The sequence below is a fragment of the Butyrivibrio sp. INlla14 genome (genome assembly GCF_900102515.1).
In the GTDB taxonomy this organism is placed as follows: Bacteria; Bacillota; Clostridia; order Lachnospirales; family Lachnospiraceae; genus Butyrivibrio.
In genome coordinates, this window is record NZ_FMVS01000033.1 from 1 (window position 1) to 16,578 (window position 16,578).

At 41.3% G+C, this 16,578-nt stretch carries 13 protein-coding genes and 1 pseudogene; 1 reads left to right on the top strand and 13 read right to left on the bottom strand.

The window, feature by feature from the left end:
• A pseudogene (locus tag BLO53_RS16530) lies at nucleotides 1-240 on the top strand (IS630 family transposase); the annotation flags it as partial.
• 25 nt (nucleotides 241-265) lie between these two features.
• Here the strand turns inward: BLO53_RS16530 and BLO53_RS16535 are convergent.
• The 13 genes from BLO53_RS16535 to ftsH all read right to left on the bottom strand — a co-directional run bounded on the left by BLO53_RS16535 (nucleotide 266) and on the right by ftsH (nucleotide 16,336).
• Nucleotides 266-3,121, bottom strand: coding sequence for an InlB B-repeat-containing protein (locus BLO53_RS16535; RefSeq protein WP_092064122.1), 2,856 nt, complete (start codon nucleotides 3,119-3,121; stop codon nucleotides 266-268).
• A 26-nt stretch (nucleotides 3,122-3,147) separates the two neighbouring features.
• A complete protein-coding gene (locus tag BLO53_RS16540) occupies nucleotides 3,148-3,384 on the bottom strand; it encodes a hypothetical protein (RefSeq protein WP_092064125.1) in 237 nt (78 codons plus the stop codon).
• A gap of 464 nt (nucleotides 3,385-3,848) precedes the next feature.
• The gene (locus BLO53_RS16545; protein WP_026490156.1) at nucleotides 3,849-4,109 is read right to left on the bottom strand and encodes an HPr family phosphocarrier protein; all 261 of its coding nucleotides are present in this window, start codon (nucleotides 4,107-4,109) and stop codon (nucleotides 3,849-3,851) included.
• A 28-nt stretch (nucleotides 4,110-4,137) separates the two neighbouring features.
• Nucleotides 4,138-5,082, bottom strand: coding sequence for a DNA-binding protein WhiA (gene whiA, locus BLO53_RS16550; protein WP_092064128.1), 945 nt, complete (start codon nucleotides 5,080-5,082; stop codon nucleotides 4,138-4,140).
• Nucleotides 5,083-5,085: 3 nt separating this feature from the next.
• A complete protein-coding gene (gene rapZ / locus BLO53_RS16555; RefSeq protein ID WP_026490154.1) occupies nucleotides 5,086-5,961 on the bottom strand; it encodes an RNase adapter RapZ in 876 nt (291 codons plus the stop codon).
• Nucleotides 5,962-6,020: 59 nt separating this feature from the next.
• Nucleotides 6,021-6,932, bottom strand: coding sequence for a UDP-N-acetylmuramate dehydrogenase (gene murB, locus BLO53_RS16560; protein ID WP_092064131.1), 912 nt, complete (start codon nucleotides 6,930-6,932; stop codon nucleotides 6,021-6,023).
• An 18-nt stretch (nucleotides 6,933-6,950) separates the two neighbouring features.
• Nucleotides 6,951-7,889 carry an ROK family glucokinase gene (locus tag BLO53_RS16565; RefSeq protein ID WP_092064134.1) on the bottom strand — a complete coding sequence of 313 codons (939 nt, stop codon included), beginning with the start codon at nucleotides 7,887-7,889 and terminating at the stop codon, nucleotides 6,951-6,953.
• A 139-nt stretch (nucleotides 7,890-8,028) separates the two neighbouring features.
• Nucleotides 8,029-8,979 (bottom strand): HPr(Ser) kinase/phosphatase, encoded by a 951-nt coding sequence (hprK, locus tag BLO53_RS16570; protein ID WP_092064137.1) that lies wholly within the window; start codon nucleotides 8,977-8,979, stop codon nucleotides 8,029-8,031.
• A 162-nt stretch (nucleotides 8,980-9,141) separates the two neighbouring features.
• A complete protein-coding gene (locus tag BLO53_RS16575; protein ID WP_092064140.1) occupies nucleotides 9,142-10,827 on the bottom strand; it encodes a substrate-binding and vWA domain-containing protein in 1,686 nt (561 codons plus the stop codon).
• Between the two features lie 67 nt (nucleotides 10,828-10,894).
• The gene (locus BLO53_RS16580) at nucleotides 10,895-11,596 is read right to left on the bottom strand and encodes a hypothetical protein (RefSeq protein ID WP_092064143.1); all 702 of its coding nucleotides are present in this window, start codon (nucleotides 11,594-11,596) and stop codon (nucleotides 10,895-10,897) included.
• Nucleotides 11,593-12,069, bottom strand: coding sequence for a hypothetical protein (locus BLO53_RS16585; protein WP_092064145.1), 477 nt, complete (start codon nucleotides 12,067-12,069; stop codon nucleotides 11,593-11,595). The genes BLO53_RS16580 and BLO53_RS16585 overlap by 4 nt, the downstream gene beginning before the upstream one ends.
• A 100-nt stretch (nucleotides 12,070-12,169) precedes the next feature.
• A complete protein-coding gene (gene uvrC, locus BLO53_RS16590) occupies nucleotides 12,170-14,038 on the bottom strand; it encodes an excinuclease ABC subunit UvrC (protein WP_092064148.1) in 1,869 nt (622 codons plus the stop codon).
• 57 nt (nucleotides 14,039-14,095) lie between these two features.
• Nucleotides 14,096-16,336: an ATP-dependent zinc metalloprotease FtsH gene (gene ftsH, locus BLO53_RS16595; protein ID WP_092064152.1), complete on the bottom strand. Its 2,241-nt coding sequence runs from the start codon at nucleotides 16,334-16,336 to the stop codon at nucleotides 14,096-14,098.
• Between the last annotated feature and the right edge of the window lie 242 nt (nucleotides 16,337-16,578).

Sequence of the window (16,578 nt, forward strand, 5' to 3'; positions counted from 1 at the left end):
TTAAAAAAGTTAGAGATACACTATACTCCCAAGCATGGAAGTTGGCTTGATATTGCCGAAATAGAACTCAATGTTATGACAAGGCAGTGCCTATCACGACGGATATCAAATATTGATTTGCTTATAAAAGAACTCAGCACTTGGGAAGATGAGCGTAATTCAAATAAAGCAACTGTAGATTGGCAATTCAAAACATCTGATGCAAGAATCAAACTCAAATCGCTGTACCCTGCCCTTTAAGGCAGGGAGCGACTTTGATTAATTGTCAACGTGTCAGTACACTAGTCTCATTTGCCTGAGTATATCCGTTTTCTTCGCCAACATTCTGCTTGTGGAATCCTACGTGAACACTTCCACCCTTAGGTTCATTTCCGTAAAATGTTATAGTCTCAAGAAATGCATCAAGGAATGTTGTATGTGTTCCTGTTCCTGTTCCTGAATTGTTATGACCATCATACCAGTCTGCGCTTGTTGGCCATGTGTATCCGGCATCTAAAAGAGTCTGGCCATAAAGGCCCTTTATCTCTTCTACTGTATACCACTCATTTGCAGCGCCAGCTACTGTTTTATATCTGGCACCTGTATATTCTGAGCCATCAGGCTTATACCAGTTAGTCACAGTATTAACATGTCGCTCAAGAACCACATAGACCCCATTGATTCTGCCGTAGTAAGTCCTGTTTACTGAATAATTATCTATTCCCTGGTAAGATCCGTTTGACCTGCGGAAATAAACTCTTCCAGTATATTCCTCACCATTATATGTGAGAGTGTAAGTCGTAGTGACTCTCCTGGTAAGTCTATAAAAACTTTCACCACCATCATCTGTTCCATAGTACTGTGTTCCAGAGTTATCCTCTGTTGTTTCATAATACTCAGAAGCAGGTATACCATATCTGGTAAATGTAATTGTCATAACCTTACGGTCATAATACACATTTACAACAGTATTGCCACGAGGCTCAGCTACTGTAGTCTCACTATCAGTGTGAGTATCATATACTGTAAATGTCCTGTACTCAAAGCCAGTATCACCATGTGCCTTATAATCTACTGATAATTTCTCGTTGAGGAATGCGTCTGTAATCTCTGTTCCAGTATCAACATCCTTTATTACATAGCTGTCCTTATAATCATAGGTTCTTTTTGCTTCTTCCGTATCCCAGGAATCTGTGATCTTCTGCTGCCAGAATACTACGCTGACAGTTGTCTTGCCCTCAGGAGTCCATACAGCATAGAGTCTGAGAACTTTCTCAGCATCAACTTGCTCGATTTCCTCAATCTTAAGAGATGCAAGTTCAGCTTCCGTCAGTGCTTCACCGTCCGCTGTAAGAGACCAGCCTGCAAATTCGTAGCCGTCACGGGTTGCCGTAATATCTTTTACCTTAGAAAGGTTGTCACCCTTTACAAGATATGTAGGCTCTACATAGGAAGCACCTGATCCGTTTCCTTCAAAGTGGATCCAGTATGCTTCTACAATAACAGCATAGAGATTTCTGTTCTCTGGCTTGGTTACATCTGCATAGTTCTTGGTTCCGTTGTCCTGTACGTATGGTCTTGTTCCCTTAGGAGTCGCATTAGATGTAGACCAGCCATCGAAAGCATTGCCGCTATCAGCTTTCAGATAGTACTCATCAACAGTATTTACATACTTATCTTCTTCTGGACTTTCGTCTGTGAGGACATAGTCTTTTACAAAAGCTATCTCATCATCCAATCCATGATACTGAATATAATATGTTGTCTGTATTACCGGAATAACAATTACAACATCAGGTGTTTCTGCGGTGATTCCGGAGATGGTCTCGTATTTAACATCTTCTCCTTCCTCTGTTTCCCACTTGATAAACACCTGATTTTCCGCATTAGATATAGAAAGCGGAACTCCCGGATTTGAAAGAGCATCGCCATTTTTAACGAGCTGAACATTGAATGGCTCGCCTGTCATTTTTCTATTATCATAGAATCTGAATTCTACAACTTTTTTCTCTGTTGCAGAAGGATCATCTTCTTCTGCAATAATGAAGATTGAGAACTGATTAGCATCAAAAGATACTGCATCTACGTTGCCTTCTGCATTTGTACTTACATTTGCATCAAGGGTTTCAACATTTCCTTCATGATCATGAAGAACGCTGACATTTTCAAATTCAGTTGTGTCTTCTAGTGCAAGGGTTACATGAACATATTTGCTATCTGCAGGCTGAATAACATTTCCTTCGAATACAAAAGAAATGTCAACGCCCTTGGCTGCTGATACCTTATCGCCAAGCTCTCCTCTTGCTGTAGCAAGGGCATCATCTTCGGGAACTGCGCTGATCTTAAGTTCTGTACCAGCCGGGAAAAGACCTTCCTCAGCATTTACAGATACGATCATGCCGCCCTCATGAACGCCATCAGCGATAATAGCAGGCATCTTTTCTTCAATATTTTCTACTGCCTTAAAGTTGGCTGTGAAGGTAGCGTCTGTTTTAACATCCGCTGGAACAAAAGTAGCTTCTTCGCAAACTACATTACCCTCTGCGTCAGTCCAGTTTACGAATGTATACTCATCGTTCCAGGCAGCTGCAGTTGCGCCAACAAATTTAGCAGATTCATCGTTAAGGTTTATTGTTTCTTCTTTATTAGAAACACTTCCGCCTTTTGTAGATCTGTAACTAACAGTTACCAGGTTTTCTTTAACTTCCTCTTGGATTTCCCCAGAAGATGCTTCTGTGGCAGCTTCAACTGATGCCTCTGATGAAGCTTCTACTGCAGCTTCCCCAGTAGAGCCTTCAGTTGCTGCTTCTTCTGGTTTATTTTCTTCTGTAGCTGATCCACCTGTAGCTGCTGCATCATCTCCTGCAACATCTGCTAAAGTGGCAGCTTCGTCAGTAACCTCAGGCTGTACCTCTGGTTCTGACTTCTCTGGTTCTTCAGGAACTTCTTCCTGAACTTCTTCAGGTTGCTGCTGTGGTTCTTCCACAGTTTCAGCTGCTGGCTCTGCGCTTTCAACCTGCAAAGTCTGCTCTTCACCCTCTTCGGCAAAGGCTCTTACACTTGCAAAGTCGCTACCAAGCATGGTAAAAACTAGCGCAAATGCCAAAAGAATTGACAGTGCTTTGTTACATTTCTTCAACATCTTATCTCTCCCTCCGTTAAGAATGTTTATGAAACTGAGTTCTGTGTCTTTCTTTTGCTGTCTTTCTGTGCCTGCTCAAGTGCGTCGTTCATCAGCTGCACCATTTCCAGTGCGCTTCTGAAATTAACCTTTTTGTTTTCTTCAGCCCAAGTGATCTTTCCCTGCCAGGTATTGTTCTGGCAGTATTCCACTTTTACGATAAAAGTCCCCTTATTTTTATCGCCTGAAGAGTTTCCTTCATTATGCTTATGTTTTTTATTCATAATGCTCACCCTCACACCTGTGATTATAGGAAACTATCAATCATAAAAGTAATCATATTTAGGATAATTTGTGAACTTTTTTTCAAGAATTGTACTTATAATTTTAAATTAAATTTCACTCATTTGATATAATTTAGCGACGTAAAACTGATTAACTTTTTATAAAATAGCGACAATTGCACTTGTGCTCTATATTTCGTTGGAAGTTTTATGCGGAAACGCATACTGATGTTTAGAATTATTTTATAAATAAAACGGCACTGGTAAGGAAACCAATGCCGTTCATAATTTGTTTACAATTAATTAAAAGAATGGTTACTCAGAATCATCTTTTGGACACATCCTCTTGTTAATATAATATTGTCAGATGAGTTAAGACAATACCAATTTTAAAAAACTTTTTCATAATATGCCAGGTAAGGAAGCTTACCTGGCATCCTCCCTTTTATAGGGACTTTTTTTAATTAATCGTTCTTACCCTGAAGAAAGTTCTCAAGATCTGCTACTGCTGCCTCTTCGTCAGCACCTTCAGCGATAACTGTAACATTTTCTCCAGACTCAAGTGTGAGCGTCATCATACCCATGATGCTCTTGGCGTTGACCTTTTTGGACTGAGCCTCAATGTGAAGAGTGCTGTCATACTTGCTTGCAAGCTGAACAAGCTCTGCAACGGGTCTAGCTTCCAGGCCTCTAGGCAACTTGATTTCGATAGATTTTGTGATCATAATTCCCCTCCTAAATCTTAATCGGTTACTATCCTTTTATCTTGTCTGCTAACTCGCTTAATTTCCTAAGTCTATGATTAACTCCCGACTTGCCAACTGGAGGATCAAGGAATTGTCCCAGCTCCATTAGCGTTGCGTCAGGATGTTCCAGCCTTACTTCTGCCATTTCCCTAAGGTTAACATGAAGATTCTCAAATCCATAGTGGTCTCTTAAATATGTTATATCTTCTATCTGCTTGGTAGCTGCATTTACAGTCTTGGTAATATTGGCTACCTCGCAGTTAACCCTTCTGTTGATGGAGTTACGCATCTCTTTAACAATTCGGAGATTCTCAAGATTCATAAGGCTCACTGGCGCTTCCATTATATTAAGAAGATCCACAATTCCGGATCCCTCCTTAATATAGAGGACATAGTACTTCTTGCGGCGAACGATCATAGCCTTGATATCAAAGCTCTCAATCATCTCCTGAAGTCCCTCTGCCTGCGACTGTGTTGTACAGACAAACTCCAGATGATATCCCTTATTAGGATCGCTGATGGAACCTATGCACATAAATGAATCTCTAAGGAACGCTCTCTTACAGCAGGAATTTCTGGTAACCTGACGACTAATTCCATCTGAAATATCTCGAATATTGCTATCCTGATCTATCATCCTGATGGCACCCAAAACTGAGTGGATTGCCTTCTGATCTGTCACTACCGGCCTATATATTCTGCCGTTTTCCTTAATGTTGGGAACGCCCTCCAAAATGCTAGTTCCTATATTAAATGCTTTTTTTAATAATGTAAAGAACTTTCTAACTACCAGGGTATTGTCATCCTGCAAGTACAGCGTAATCTCGCCGTTTTCAGCCTTTCTGATGTAGCCTGCCCCGTCAATTATGGCAGCAATTTCTGCAAGCCTACAGTGCCTCGATGAACCTATGTGTTTAGAAAGCTCCTCTTTTACTTCAAGAGAAAAAGACATGTCTCACCTTGCCTGTTTAACATCCCTGTGGGAAATCTTGATACCATAGTTGCCACCTGCTTCCTTGAGCCTTTTATAAAGCTCATTGGCAATTGTGACACTTCTGTGCTGTCCGCCAGTGCAGCCAATTCCTACAACCAGCTGGTATTTACCTTCCTGAACATAGCCAGGTATCAAAAACTGTAGCATATCTGTGAGTTTATCAAGGAATTCTCCACAAGCAGGAAAACTTTTTACGTAGTCCTGAACACCCTTATCATTACCTGTCTGATGCTTGAGTTCATCGATATAATAAGGGTTTGGAAGGAATCTTACATCAAAGACAAGGTCTGCGTCTGAAGGTATTCCATACTTAAAGCCAAAGGAAAGTATTGTTACCATCAGTGAATTGTACCCTTCGTTCTTAACGAAGATCCTGTCAAGTTCCTCTTTAAGTTCTCTTGTAAGAAGCTGGGATGAGTCAATGACATAGTCTGCTCTCTTTTTGACTTCTGCCAGCACTGCTCGCTCCTTGGCTATTCCATCCTCAATTCTCTTTCCAGTATCGTTGACATTCATAGGATGTACACGTCTGGTTTCTTTATATCTTTTTATAAGTACCTGATCACTGCAGTCCATGAATAGGACTTCTACAGGAATTCCTCGTTCCTTGAGAGAATCGATCATGCCTGCTACTTCTTCCACGGCCTGACCAGCTCTTGCATCTATTCCAAGAACTACCTTGTCGATCTCATTTTCTGGCATTGTGATAAGGTCTGCAAATTTCTCGATAAGTGATACTGGAAGATTATCAACGCAGTAAAAACCTGCATCCTCCAACATATGTATTGCTGTGGCCTTTCCACCGCCGCTCATTCCTGTAACAATGACGAATCTCATATTCTGTCCTTCTCGATACCTTACGTATCGCCAACTGATAAAAATTACTTTTAATATAGTTAGAACTTGCCAAGCATGATAACTTCCGGCTCAAGCTTAACACCAAAGTCATCATAGACTTTCTTTTGAACATCACAAATAAGCTTATAGATGTCTGAAGATGTAGCATTTCCTTTGTTGATCACAAAGCCGCAATGTTTCTCTGATACCTGTGCTCCGCCGACTGAATATCCTCTAAGGCCTGCATCCTCAATAAGTTTGCCTGCAAAGTATCCTTCTGGTCTCTTAAATGTAGAGCCAGCACTTGGATATTCAAGAGGCTGCTTATCTTTCCTCTTAAGGGCCAGTTCCTGCATTCTGGATGTTATCGCCTCTTTGTCCCCTTTTTCTAGTTCCAAAAGAGCTGACACAACCACAAATTCCTTGCCCTTTAAGGCGCTTGTTCTGTAGCCAAATTGAAGTGAATTGTTATCAAGTCTGATAAGTTCTCCCTGTGGAGAAAGAGCTCTCACTTCTTTTGTTACAAGCTTCATCTCTCCATCGTACGCTCCGGCGTTCATGATCATTGCGCCGCCGATGGTTCCTGGTATTCCAGCAGCAAACTCGAATCCAGTCAAAGAATTATCTCTTGCAAAGGCTGCAATCCTGGAATTCATAGCCCCCGCTTCGGCATATATCTTGTTTTCGTCTTCTAAATGTATATCGGCTAATTTATCAGTTGAAATAATAGCTCCATCAAAGCCCTTGTCTGAGACCAGCAGATTACTTCCATTTCCTAAGATAAAATATGGAGTTTCTGCTCTTCTTAAGATAGAAATTGCTCCCTTTAATTCATCAAGGTTCGCTGGTCTTATAAACAAGCTTACAGGCCCACCAGTTTTAAACGTGGTGTGCCTGCTCATTTTTTCATTTTTATTAAGTTCCAGACCTGAAGCGATCTGGCGTATAGCATCAATAATATCCTGATTCAAAAAAATAACACTCCCTAATTAATAAAGTAGCATCTTGGCTGCGCCATATACTCCGGCATCGTTACCCAGCTTTGCAAGAGCAAACTTCACATCCTTGCAGCCTGAGAATACATACTTCTCATAACTTGGCTTTAAAAGATCAAAGAGCATCTCACCAGCCTTGGATACACCGCCACCAAGAACAATGATTTCTGGATTTACAACTGTTGCTGTAGCTGCAATACCCTTTCCAAGATAATAGCCGTATCTGTCAGCAATATCTTTAGCTACCTTATCTCCAGCCTTGGCTGCATCAAAGATATCCTTGCACTGGAAGTTGTCGATATGTCTAAGTGTGCTGTCCTCTTCAGTAGCAGCGAGAATTCTCTTTGCAAGTCTTACAGCACCTGTAGCGCTGGCATACTGCTCAAAGCATCCATGATTACCACATCCGCAAGCATCTGGCTCATCGTCCTCTAAATTAATATGACCAATCTCTCCGCCTGATCCCTTGCTGCCTGCAAGAATCTTGCCTTCGTTGATGATTCCGCCACCTACACCTGTTCCAAGTGTTACAAGAAGCATATTCTGGTAGCCCTGTCCGCCGCCCTTCCATGCTTCTCCAAGAGCTGCAACGTTAGCATCATTACCAGCCTTAACTGGGAGCTTTAACTTAGAGTGAAGTTCATTCACTACATTGATCTTCTCCCATCCAAGGTTGACTGCCTGATAGCAAAGTCCGTCTACATTGACTGCACCTGGAACTCCGATACCTGCTCCGATAACCTCTGTATCCTCAATTCCTCTCTCCTTCATCTTGGCTCTGATTGCTTCTGCCACGTCAGAGAGAATATACTGTCCATTATTTTCTGTTCTTGTAGGAATTTCCCAGAATTCCACCTTTTCTCCGCCTTCTGTAAGAAGTCCGATTTTTACTGTTGTTCCCCCAAGGTCAATACCGAATACGTATCTAGCCATTGTGTATTTACTTCTCCTCTATTATTACTATATATTTTTATATTATTATCTACTACGTGATATACGGATTTCTCCGTACTTCGTACTCTCGAAATCCTACATACATGCGGAAATCGATATGCTCACAAACATTCGCATATCACTCATCATCGTCATCATCCTCGCCGCGTCTTCTTGCGAGAGAATTCTGAACTCTATTGTAAAGCTCCTGGGCTGCATTATAACCCATCGCTTTCTGTCTGTGGTTAACCGCTGCTGATTCACAGATTACTGCTAGGTTTCTACCTGGGCGAATTGGAATACGGTGGCAAACTATCTTGTTGCCAAGGTACTCAGTGTATTCTTCTTCCAGACCAAGTCTGTCATATTCTTTGTCCTTATCCCAGTCCTCAAGTTTGATAACAAGGTCGATTGTCTGTGTCTCTCTAACACTTGATACACCGTAAAGTGTCTTAACATCGATAATTCCGACACCTCTCATCTCGATAAAGTGCTTGGTAATATCAGGTGCAGTACCGATAAGTGTCTCTTCACTTACTCTTCTAAGCTCAACTACGTCATCTGATACAAGACGATGTCCTCTCTTGATAAGCTCGATAGCTGTCTCGGACTTACCAATTCCACTCTCACCGGTAATGAGAACGCCAACACCGTAGATATCTACTAAAACGCCATGGATAGAAATGCATGGTGCAAGCTTGACGTTGAGCCATCTGATGATTTCTGCCATAAATGCAGATGTTGACTTTTTAGTGATCAGAACTGGAACTTTCTCCTCTATTGCTATCTTTATAAAAAGAGGATCCGGAGTGAGTTCTCTGCAGAATACTACGCCTGGAATATCAAAAGCCAGAAATTCTCTGTATTTCTGTTCTTTCTCGTCCTCTGGAAATGATTCCATGTAAGTATATTCTACGAATCCAATAACCTGCAGTCTTGTTGCCTCGAAATGTTCAAAGTACCCTGCAAGCTGAAGGGCTGGTCTGTTAATATCCGGCTGACTGATCCTGATCTTCTTGATGTCAAGCTCTGGAGTCAGATTCTCAAGCTTCATTTTCTCAATGATAGTTTTAAGACTTACACTTGCCATGATTTCCTCCTGGGTGAATTTGTTGTTATTGATTATTTATCACTTCAGAAATCGATATGCTCATTTCATTCGCATATCTTTTTCCTCGTGTTTGTTCGGTCTTCAAGGTCATATGTTGCTTTATGCAAGCATAGCAACCTATGACTTTGAATCCCTATATCATCACATGTTTACATTAAATAGGTTTCTGAGTTCGTTGACGATGTCTTCTGTGTCTGCATCGATGCAAACTGCCTCGTTGATCTCTGAAAGAGTCTGCAGATCTTTTTTGTCAGAACTATTCATCTCATATCCAATAGTATATACCGAAATTCCAAGACCACCAACTATTGGTGTTATTCTCTTAAGTTCATAACCTGCATTCTGTGCTCCGTCTGAAAGAACAAAGAGCATAAGGTTAGCATCAGGAATTTCCTTGCTCTTATCAAGAAGCATCTGCATTCCTACAAGTACTGCATCGTAAGTAGCTGTCTGTCCGCCTACCTCAAGGTCTTTGACAGCACCGCTGAAATAAGCACGCTGCTTGTTGTCAAACTGAGCAATAGGAAGATTTATAAATACTTTGTCGCTGTAGCTTACAAGTCCAATATAGCTGCTGGAATCTATGTATTGCATTGTATTAAGAAGAGAGTTCTTAAGGGACTTGATTCTTGTACCGTTCATAGATCCTGATACGTCTGTTACAAATACTGCGATAGTAGGACGTGTACCGTTCTTGTTGGTCTTCCATACCTTCTGAGCTGAAAGATAGTCAGCACCTGTCATACCATAGTTTTCTGAAACGTAGTCCTCATGAAGGTTAAAGCCTCTTTCCTTGGCCATATCCTGACATTCAGCTGACTGGCAATACTCAACAAACATCTTGGCAACTTCCATCTCGTCATCATCTGTCCAGCCAAAAGCGTAAACAGGGTGATCATGGCGAACTCCTGCTGGAGTATAAACATAATTCTTAAGTTCTGGAGTGTTGATATAAGTCTGCTCTTCCATTACCATAGCATCAATGATTCCCTTGGCAGCTGAATCCTTGAGAATAGATGTGGTATAAGCTGCAGTAGGCGCATTGTTCTGGTACTGAATAAGCTGCTGAACTGAGTTATCTGAAAGAGGATTCTCATTGTCAAATGCATGAAGCATTGAGCAGAGAATATTCATACCTGTAGCTGATGTGTATGGGTTAGTATAAGCAAATACAAGGTCTCCTGCGATAGCTGCCTGAAGAACGCCATCTACTGTAACATCGCCGTATTTAGCTGAGTATGAATCATATACATCCTTGGACATAAGGATACCTGCTGTGTTTCCAGCAATTCTGTCTGTCAGCTCAACAGTTTTAACACCGCTTGCCTGAAGCATTTCGCCCCACATCTCATTGGAAGGGATATAAAGATCTGGCTGATATCCACCCTCTGCTATATAAGTAAGTGTCTCACCAGATGAAATCTTTCTGATAGAAACTGAAACGCTCTTGCCATCCACTGTGTAGCCTGCCTTATTGAACTTCTGGCCAACTGCCACAAGCCACTCATCAGGATAAGATTTGCCGCTAAACTCTGAAGGAGCAGCAATCTCAATGTTGATGTTACCAGATCCCTGAAGCATCATATCAAATGTGTCGATGCTTGCAAGTGAATCTGCAACGGACGCATCCGCCATATCTACGTCTATTCTGGCAGGTATTGTTGTTGGATTGATCTTTTTTACAAAAGTATTCAGCTCTGTTACAGCATCATCATAGCTGAGCGAATTATTCAAAGTGTTGTTACTTGTAACATTACTGGAGCAGCCTGTTACAGCAAGCGCAAGAGCTGCTGCCATAAGGCCTTTTAAAAATCTGTTCTTTTTCATAGTTTTTCTCCTCACATATCATTATATAATGGCTTACCCCAAGCCATTTAAGCAAAATCATAAACACTTAGTCATAAGTGTGTCTAAGCGACTGACCAATAGCATCTGCATAATCCTGGATCATTGTAACTGCGTCAGTATCTTCATTCTGCTCGTTGGTGTATCTTGCAAGCTCAAGAAGGAACTTCTGTGCATTGTTTAAAAGCTCGTTGTTACTCTGAATGATCTTGTCCGCTTCCCCGTTAAATTCCTCAGAAGTTTCAAGTGCCACATAAAGATTAACAACCCCGCGGCAGTTATGGTAAAGAGCATTCTTGGCCTGAGAGATGATTTCTTTCATACTCTCAAACTCTGTCATATCGTTGTAATTAAAGAGCTTGTCATTTCTCTCAACAAACTCATCCATGTCTTCCATCTCCTTTAACAGGATCTGTCCAACTGGTGCAAAGTCTGCCTCTTCCTCCATAAGCTGAGTTACAAGACCTTTAACATCCTCTTTCTTTTTACGGATAACCTCTTCCTCAGCCGCTTTCTTTTTAGCGAGGGCTTCTTTCTCTTTTTTATCTTTTACAAGCTTGATGATCAGTGGAATAAAGGTTAAAAGAAATCCCGCTCCCACAGCTGCAAAGCCTATGATTGCAAGGATTCTGAATATTCCGATTCCAAGTGTGATAATAAGGTCTCCCGCGTTAAGCCCAAGACCTACAGCTGCTGCAATTCCTACAATTAACAGCAATACTCCTACTATAGGATTAAATTTCTTCTTCATAATGTATATCCATCTCCCTTTTCTATCATTGCAAGAAGATTAACTACGTCAAATGTCTTTTTCTGTTTCTGCGCAAGTTTTAACTTATCAAGTGCAACCTGGGCTCCATCCAGCTGAGCATCAATTGATCTGCAGTAGGTCTCAACTGTGGCCGCCGCATGCTGAAGCTGTACATGACTAAGCTGAAGAGATTCCTTGGAATCATCCTCTCCATTCCATGCCTCCTGCATCAGCTCTTCAAGCCTTTTAAGGTCCGCATTTATAAATTCACTTATTTTGTCAAAAGAGCCGCTGTTGACCTTGAGCTGTAAGATATATGCGTTAAGCCCCTTTATGGCCGACTCTATATTGTTGGCCTTTGGCGCCCTCACAAGAGCATATCTTTTTTGCATCTTGTCAATCCGCTCTGGATAATCTGCTATCTTGCGCTGTAGCAGAATGATTTCCGGATTCATCATTGCACTAAATATCAAAAAATTTCCTCTCAACAATCTGTGAGATATTATATATTATTCATGTTTTGTTTTCTACTTTATAAACATAAATTTCTCAAAGACTGTTGCAAAATTGTAACTACTCCCCATGGAAGAAATCATAAATCTTATTTGCCACATTTTCCGGAATCTCAGGAACTTCCATGAGCCTTTCTACGCTGGCATTTTTGATATCTTCTATGGATTTAAAGCTCTTCATAAGAGCCTTTCGCCTTGCAGGACCGATGCCAGGAATATCATCCAGAGAGCTCTTTACCTGAGCCTTGGATCGTAAGGACCTGTGGTACTCTATGGCAAATCTGTGGGCCTCATCCTGAATCCTGGTAATAAGCTTAAAGCCTTCAGACCTGGTATCTATAGGTAGTTCAACATTGTTAAAGTACAGTCCTCTTGTCCTGTGGTTGTCATCCTTGACCATACCGCAAACAGGGATGTGGATTCCAAGTTCATCCAAAACCTGAAGACAGATATTGACCTGGCCTCTTCCACCATCCATAAGAATAAGATCCGGGAACTTGGTAAAACTGCCGTACTGAGCATCTATATCTCTTACCTGAAGGTCATGTCTTTCCTCTATTCCGTGAAGGAGTCTTCTTGTGAGCACCTCATGCATGCAGGCATAATCATCAGGGCCTGCTACCGATTTAATACGGAACTTTCTGTAATCGCTTTTCTTGGGCTTACCTTTTTCGTAAACTACCATGGATCCTACATTGGCAAAGCCGCTGATATTGGATATATCATAAGCTTCCATTCGCTCAAGGCCTTTGATTCCCAGAAGATTCTCTATCTCTTTTACCGCTCCAATGGTTCGGCCTTCCTCGCGTTTGATTCGCTCCTTGTCTTTGGACAATACAAGCTCAGCATTCTGAGTAGCAAGCTCCATGAGCTTTTCTTTTTGGCCTCGCTCAGGCACTGTAATGTAGACTTTACTTCCCTTTCTCTGAGAAAGCCACTCTCCTATGACTTCCATATCTTCTATCGCCTCTGGAAGCATTAGTTCTCTTGGAATAAATGGTGTACCGGCATAGAACTGTTTGACAAAATTTAAAAGTATCTCAGCCTGGGGGTTCTCTGACACATGTGTCATGTAAAAATGCTCTCGGCCAATGAGTCTTCCATCTCGCACGAAAAAGACCTGAATAACCGCATCCTTGTCATCTGAAGCTATTGCTATAATGTCCTTATCCTCCATGGAGGAGTCAGTCATCTTCTGCTTCTGAGCCACCACTTTAACGCTTGCAAGAAGATCTCTATATTTTGCAGCGGCCTCAAAGTCAAGTTCCTCTGAAGCTGCCTCCATCTTTTCCTGCAAGTCCTTGATGATCACTGCATAGTTGCCGTTTAAAAAATCAAGGGCCTTGTCTATGCGCTGCCTGTATTCTTCTTTGGAAACATCCCCTGTACAAGGACCGCAGCACTGTTTCATATGATAATTTAGGCACGGTCTCTCTAGGCCTATATCTCTTGGAAGGGTGCGATTGCAGGTTCGAAGCCCATATATCTTGTTTATAAGTTCAATAGTATCCTTTACCGCTGCTGCACTGGTAAATGGACCAAAGTATCTGGACTTATCCTTTTTCATAAGTCTTGAGAAAAGAACTCTTGGATAATCTTCTGAAACGGTCACTTTAATGTATGGATAGGTTTTATCATCCTTTAGAAGTGTGTTATATCTTGGAGAATTTTCTTTTATTAAATTATTCTCTAGAACCAGTGCTTCAAGCTCTGAATCCGTTACGATATACTCAAATCTTGCAATCTGTTTCACCATCTGGTCTATCTGCGGACCTCGTCCTATATTTGCACGAAAATAAGACCTTACACGGTTGTGAAGGTTTATGGCTTTTCCCACATACATGATTGTGTCATTTTCATCTCGCATGATATAGACACCTGGCTTATTGGGAAGTTTTTTCAGTTCTTCTTTTACATCGAAATTGCTCATCTTCCACCAGAAAACCCTGCCCTAGAAAAGGGCAGGGCTCGTAAAAAAATAAGTTTTTTAGTTTTTGTCAAAGTCATCTGGTACATTTGAGAATCTTCCACGATTCTCACTAGAAGTGTTGCTGTCATCAGCTGGGGTATTACCTATTTCCTGACCTGGAGTCCAGTTTATCTGGCTTTGAGCACCATTATCAGTAACCTGAGCATTAAAAAGGCTCTGGAACTGGCTCTTATCATCACTAGGCTGTTCCTGTGAAGGATTCTGATCATGAGGTTTTTCTTCTTCCTTCTTGCCTCTTATAGGAACATTTTCTCCAACAATAGCTGACTCTGGACGAGTTGCATATAGTCTCTTGGCCTTAGCTGATTCTTTTTCCTCTTCTGTAGGCTCTGGAATGTTCTCAGCCTCTCTATAGATCTTCATAAATTCCTTACCAGTAATTGTCTCTTTTTCAATAAGGAACTGCGCAATCTTGTCCATAGTATCAAGATGGCCGCTGATGATTTCCTTGGCTCTCTCATAGCACTGAGCAATAAGCTTCTTGACCTCTTCATCAATCTGAGTTGCTGTCTCATCACTACACTGAAGGACTCTGTTTCCGTCAAGGTATCTGTTCTGGATTGACTCAAGCTGCATAAGACCAAATCTATCACTCATACCGTATAAAGTGATCATACTTCTTGCAATTGAAGTTGCCTGCTCTATATCCTGGGCTGCGCCTGTTGTTACAGTATTGAAGATTGTCTCCTCAGCTGCACGACCGCCCATAAGCTCAGTAAGCTCATCAAGAAGTTCTTCCTTGGTCTTAAGATGATTCTCGTCCTCAGGGACGTTGAGCACGTATCCAAGAGATCCCATTGTTCTTGGAACAATTGTGATTTTCTGAACTGGCTCTGTATTTGAAAGAACTGCGCTGACAAGTGCATGTCCAACCTCGTGGTAAGATACGAGCTTACGCTCTTCCTTACTGAGGATTGAATCCTTTTTCTCTTTTCCGGCAATAACCTGTTCGAAGGCTTCCATAAGGTCCTTCTGGCAAACGAACTCTCTGCCTTCCTTAACTGCGATGATAGCAGCCTCGTTTATCATGTTGGCAAGGTCTGAACCAACAGTTCCACCTGTAGCCAGGGCGATTTCCTTAAGATTTACAGTTTCATCCATCTTGACATCCTTGGAATGAACCTTGAGAATCTCTTCACGTCCCTTTAAGTCAGGCTTGTCCACAATGATTCTTCTATCGAAACGGCCTGGACGAAGGAGAGCCTTATCAAGTATCTCCGGTCTGTTAGTTGCTCCCAGGATAAGAACACCCTTAGAAGAGTCGAATCCATCCATCTCTGAAAGGAGCTGGTTAAGGGTCTGCTCTCTCTCCTCATTGCCACCGCCATACTTGTTATCACGGCTACGACCAATCGCATCAATCTCATCTATGAAAATGATACATGGTGCATTCTTGCTGGCTTCGCTAAAGAGATCACGAACTCGGCTGGCACCAACACCAACATAAAGCTCGATGAAATCAGAACCTGCAAGGGAATAAAATGGAACATGAGCTTCACCTGCAACTGCCTTGGCAAGAAGTGTCTTACCTGTTCCTGGAGGGCCTACAAGAAGGGCTCCCTTAGGAAGCTTGGCACCAATCTTGGCATATTTGGCAGGATTATGAAGGAAGTCTACAACCTCTACTAAAGACTCTTTAGCCTCATCCTCACCTGCAACATCCTTGAAGGTAACTCCTGTTTCCTTCTGAACATATACCTTGGCATTGCTCTTGCCTACACTAAGAGGACCGCCGCCTCTGCCCATTTTCTTAAAGATCATGGAAAGAATGAACCACATGAGCAGAATTGGTGCAATATAATAAAGAATAAATGTAAGAACAACACCTGAATTATCAGGAACTTCGCTCTTAATATCAACTCCAGCATCGAGCATTCTCTTGGTCAGTTCGGAATCCTCTTCTGCCTTACCTGTATAATATGTGATCTGATTGCCACCGCCAAAAGCTCCTACAAAGCTAGGCTGTGAATGTTCCTCATCTTCCTCAGATACAGGAATTATCACGATTCTGTCATCCTCTATCACAACGCTCTTAACTTCGCCTTTTTCAACCATTGCGATAAATTCAGAATAAGTCCTCTCCTGAGTTGTATTTTCTGAGAAAGCTCTTAGAAAGTATGTCATACAGATCATGGTAACAAGAGCTGCTACTAACAGAAGAATTATGTTCTGTTTTCTAGGTGAATTTGATCCATCACCCAGTGGATTATTATTTCTCTGATTTTGATTATTATCCATACCTTTTTTCCATTTCTTACATTATAATTAATAATGTTATGATAATTGATCCTTTTAGTCAAACGCCTATTACTATTTAAACAGTTATACACGGTAGTTTGATGCATTTATATTTTTATTTTGTATGATTATATAGCGTACAATTTATTTTTTCAAGTTAATGTTCCTAAAAGTTTTTTAAAATTATTTTCAATATTACCTAGATTTTCTTTCGGTTAGTATATATAATAAGACGTTGTTTT

What these genes read in the sequence shown, in the direction of transcription:
- BLO53_RS16545 (WP_026490156.1), bottom strand. Translation starts at nt 4,109, where the DNA reads ATGATCACAAAATCTATCGAAATCAAGTTGCCTAGAGGCCTGGAAGCT.
- ftsH (WP_092064152.1), bottom strand. Translation starts at nt 16,336, where the DNA reads ATGGATAATAATCAAAATCAGAGAAATAATAATCCACTGGGTGATGGA.
- BLO53_RS16580 (WP_092064143.1), bottom strand. Translation starts at nt 11,596, where the DNA reads ATGAAGAAGAAATTTAATCCTATAGTAGGAGTATTGCTGTTAATTGTA.
- hprK (WP_092064137.1), bottom strand. Translation starts at nt 8,979, where the DNA reads ATGGCAAGTGTAAGTCTTAAAACTATCATTGAGAAAATGAAGCTTGAG.
- BLO53_RS16565 (WP_092064134.1), bottom strand. Translation starts at nt 7,889, where the DNA reads ATGGCTAGATACGTATTCGGTATTGACCTTGGGGGAACAACAGTAAAA.
- BLO53_RS16575 (WP_092064140.1), bottom strand. Translation starts at nt 10,827, where the DNA reads ATGAAAAAGAACAGATTTTTAAAAGGCCTTATGGCAGCAGCTCTTGCG.
- rapZ (WP_026490154.1), bottom strand. Translation starts at nt 5,961, where the DNA reads ATGAGATTCGTCATTGTTACAGGAATGAGCGGCGGTGGAAAGGCCACA.
- uvrC (WP_092064148.1), bottom strand. Translation starts at nt 14,038, where the DNA reads ATGAGCAATTTCGATGTAAAAGAAGAACTGAAAAAACTTCCCAATAAG.
- BLO53_RS16535 (WP_092064122.1), bottom strand. Translation starts at nt 3,121, where the DNA reads ATGTTGAAGAAATGTAACAAAGCACTGTCAATTCTTTTGGCATTTGCG.
- BLO53_RS16540 (WP_092064125.1), bottom strand. Translation starts at nt 3,384, where the DNA reads ATGAATAAAAAACATAAGCATAATGAAGGAAACTCTTCAGGCGATAAA.
- whiA (WP_092064128.1), bottom strand. Translation starts at nt 5,082, where the DNA reads ATGTCTTTTTCTCTTGAAGTAAAAGAGGAGCTTTCTAAACACATAGGT.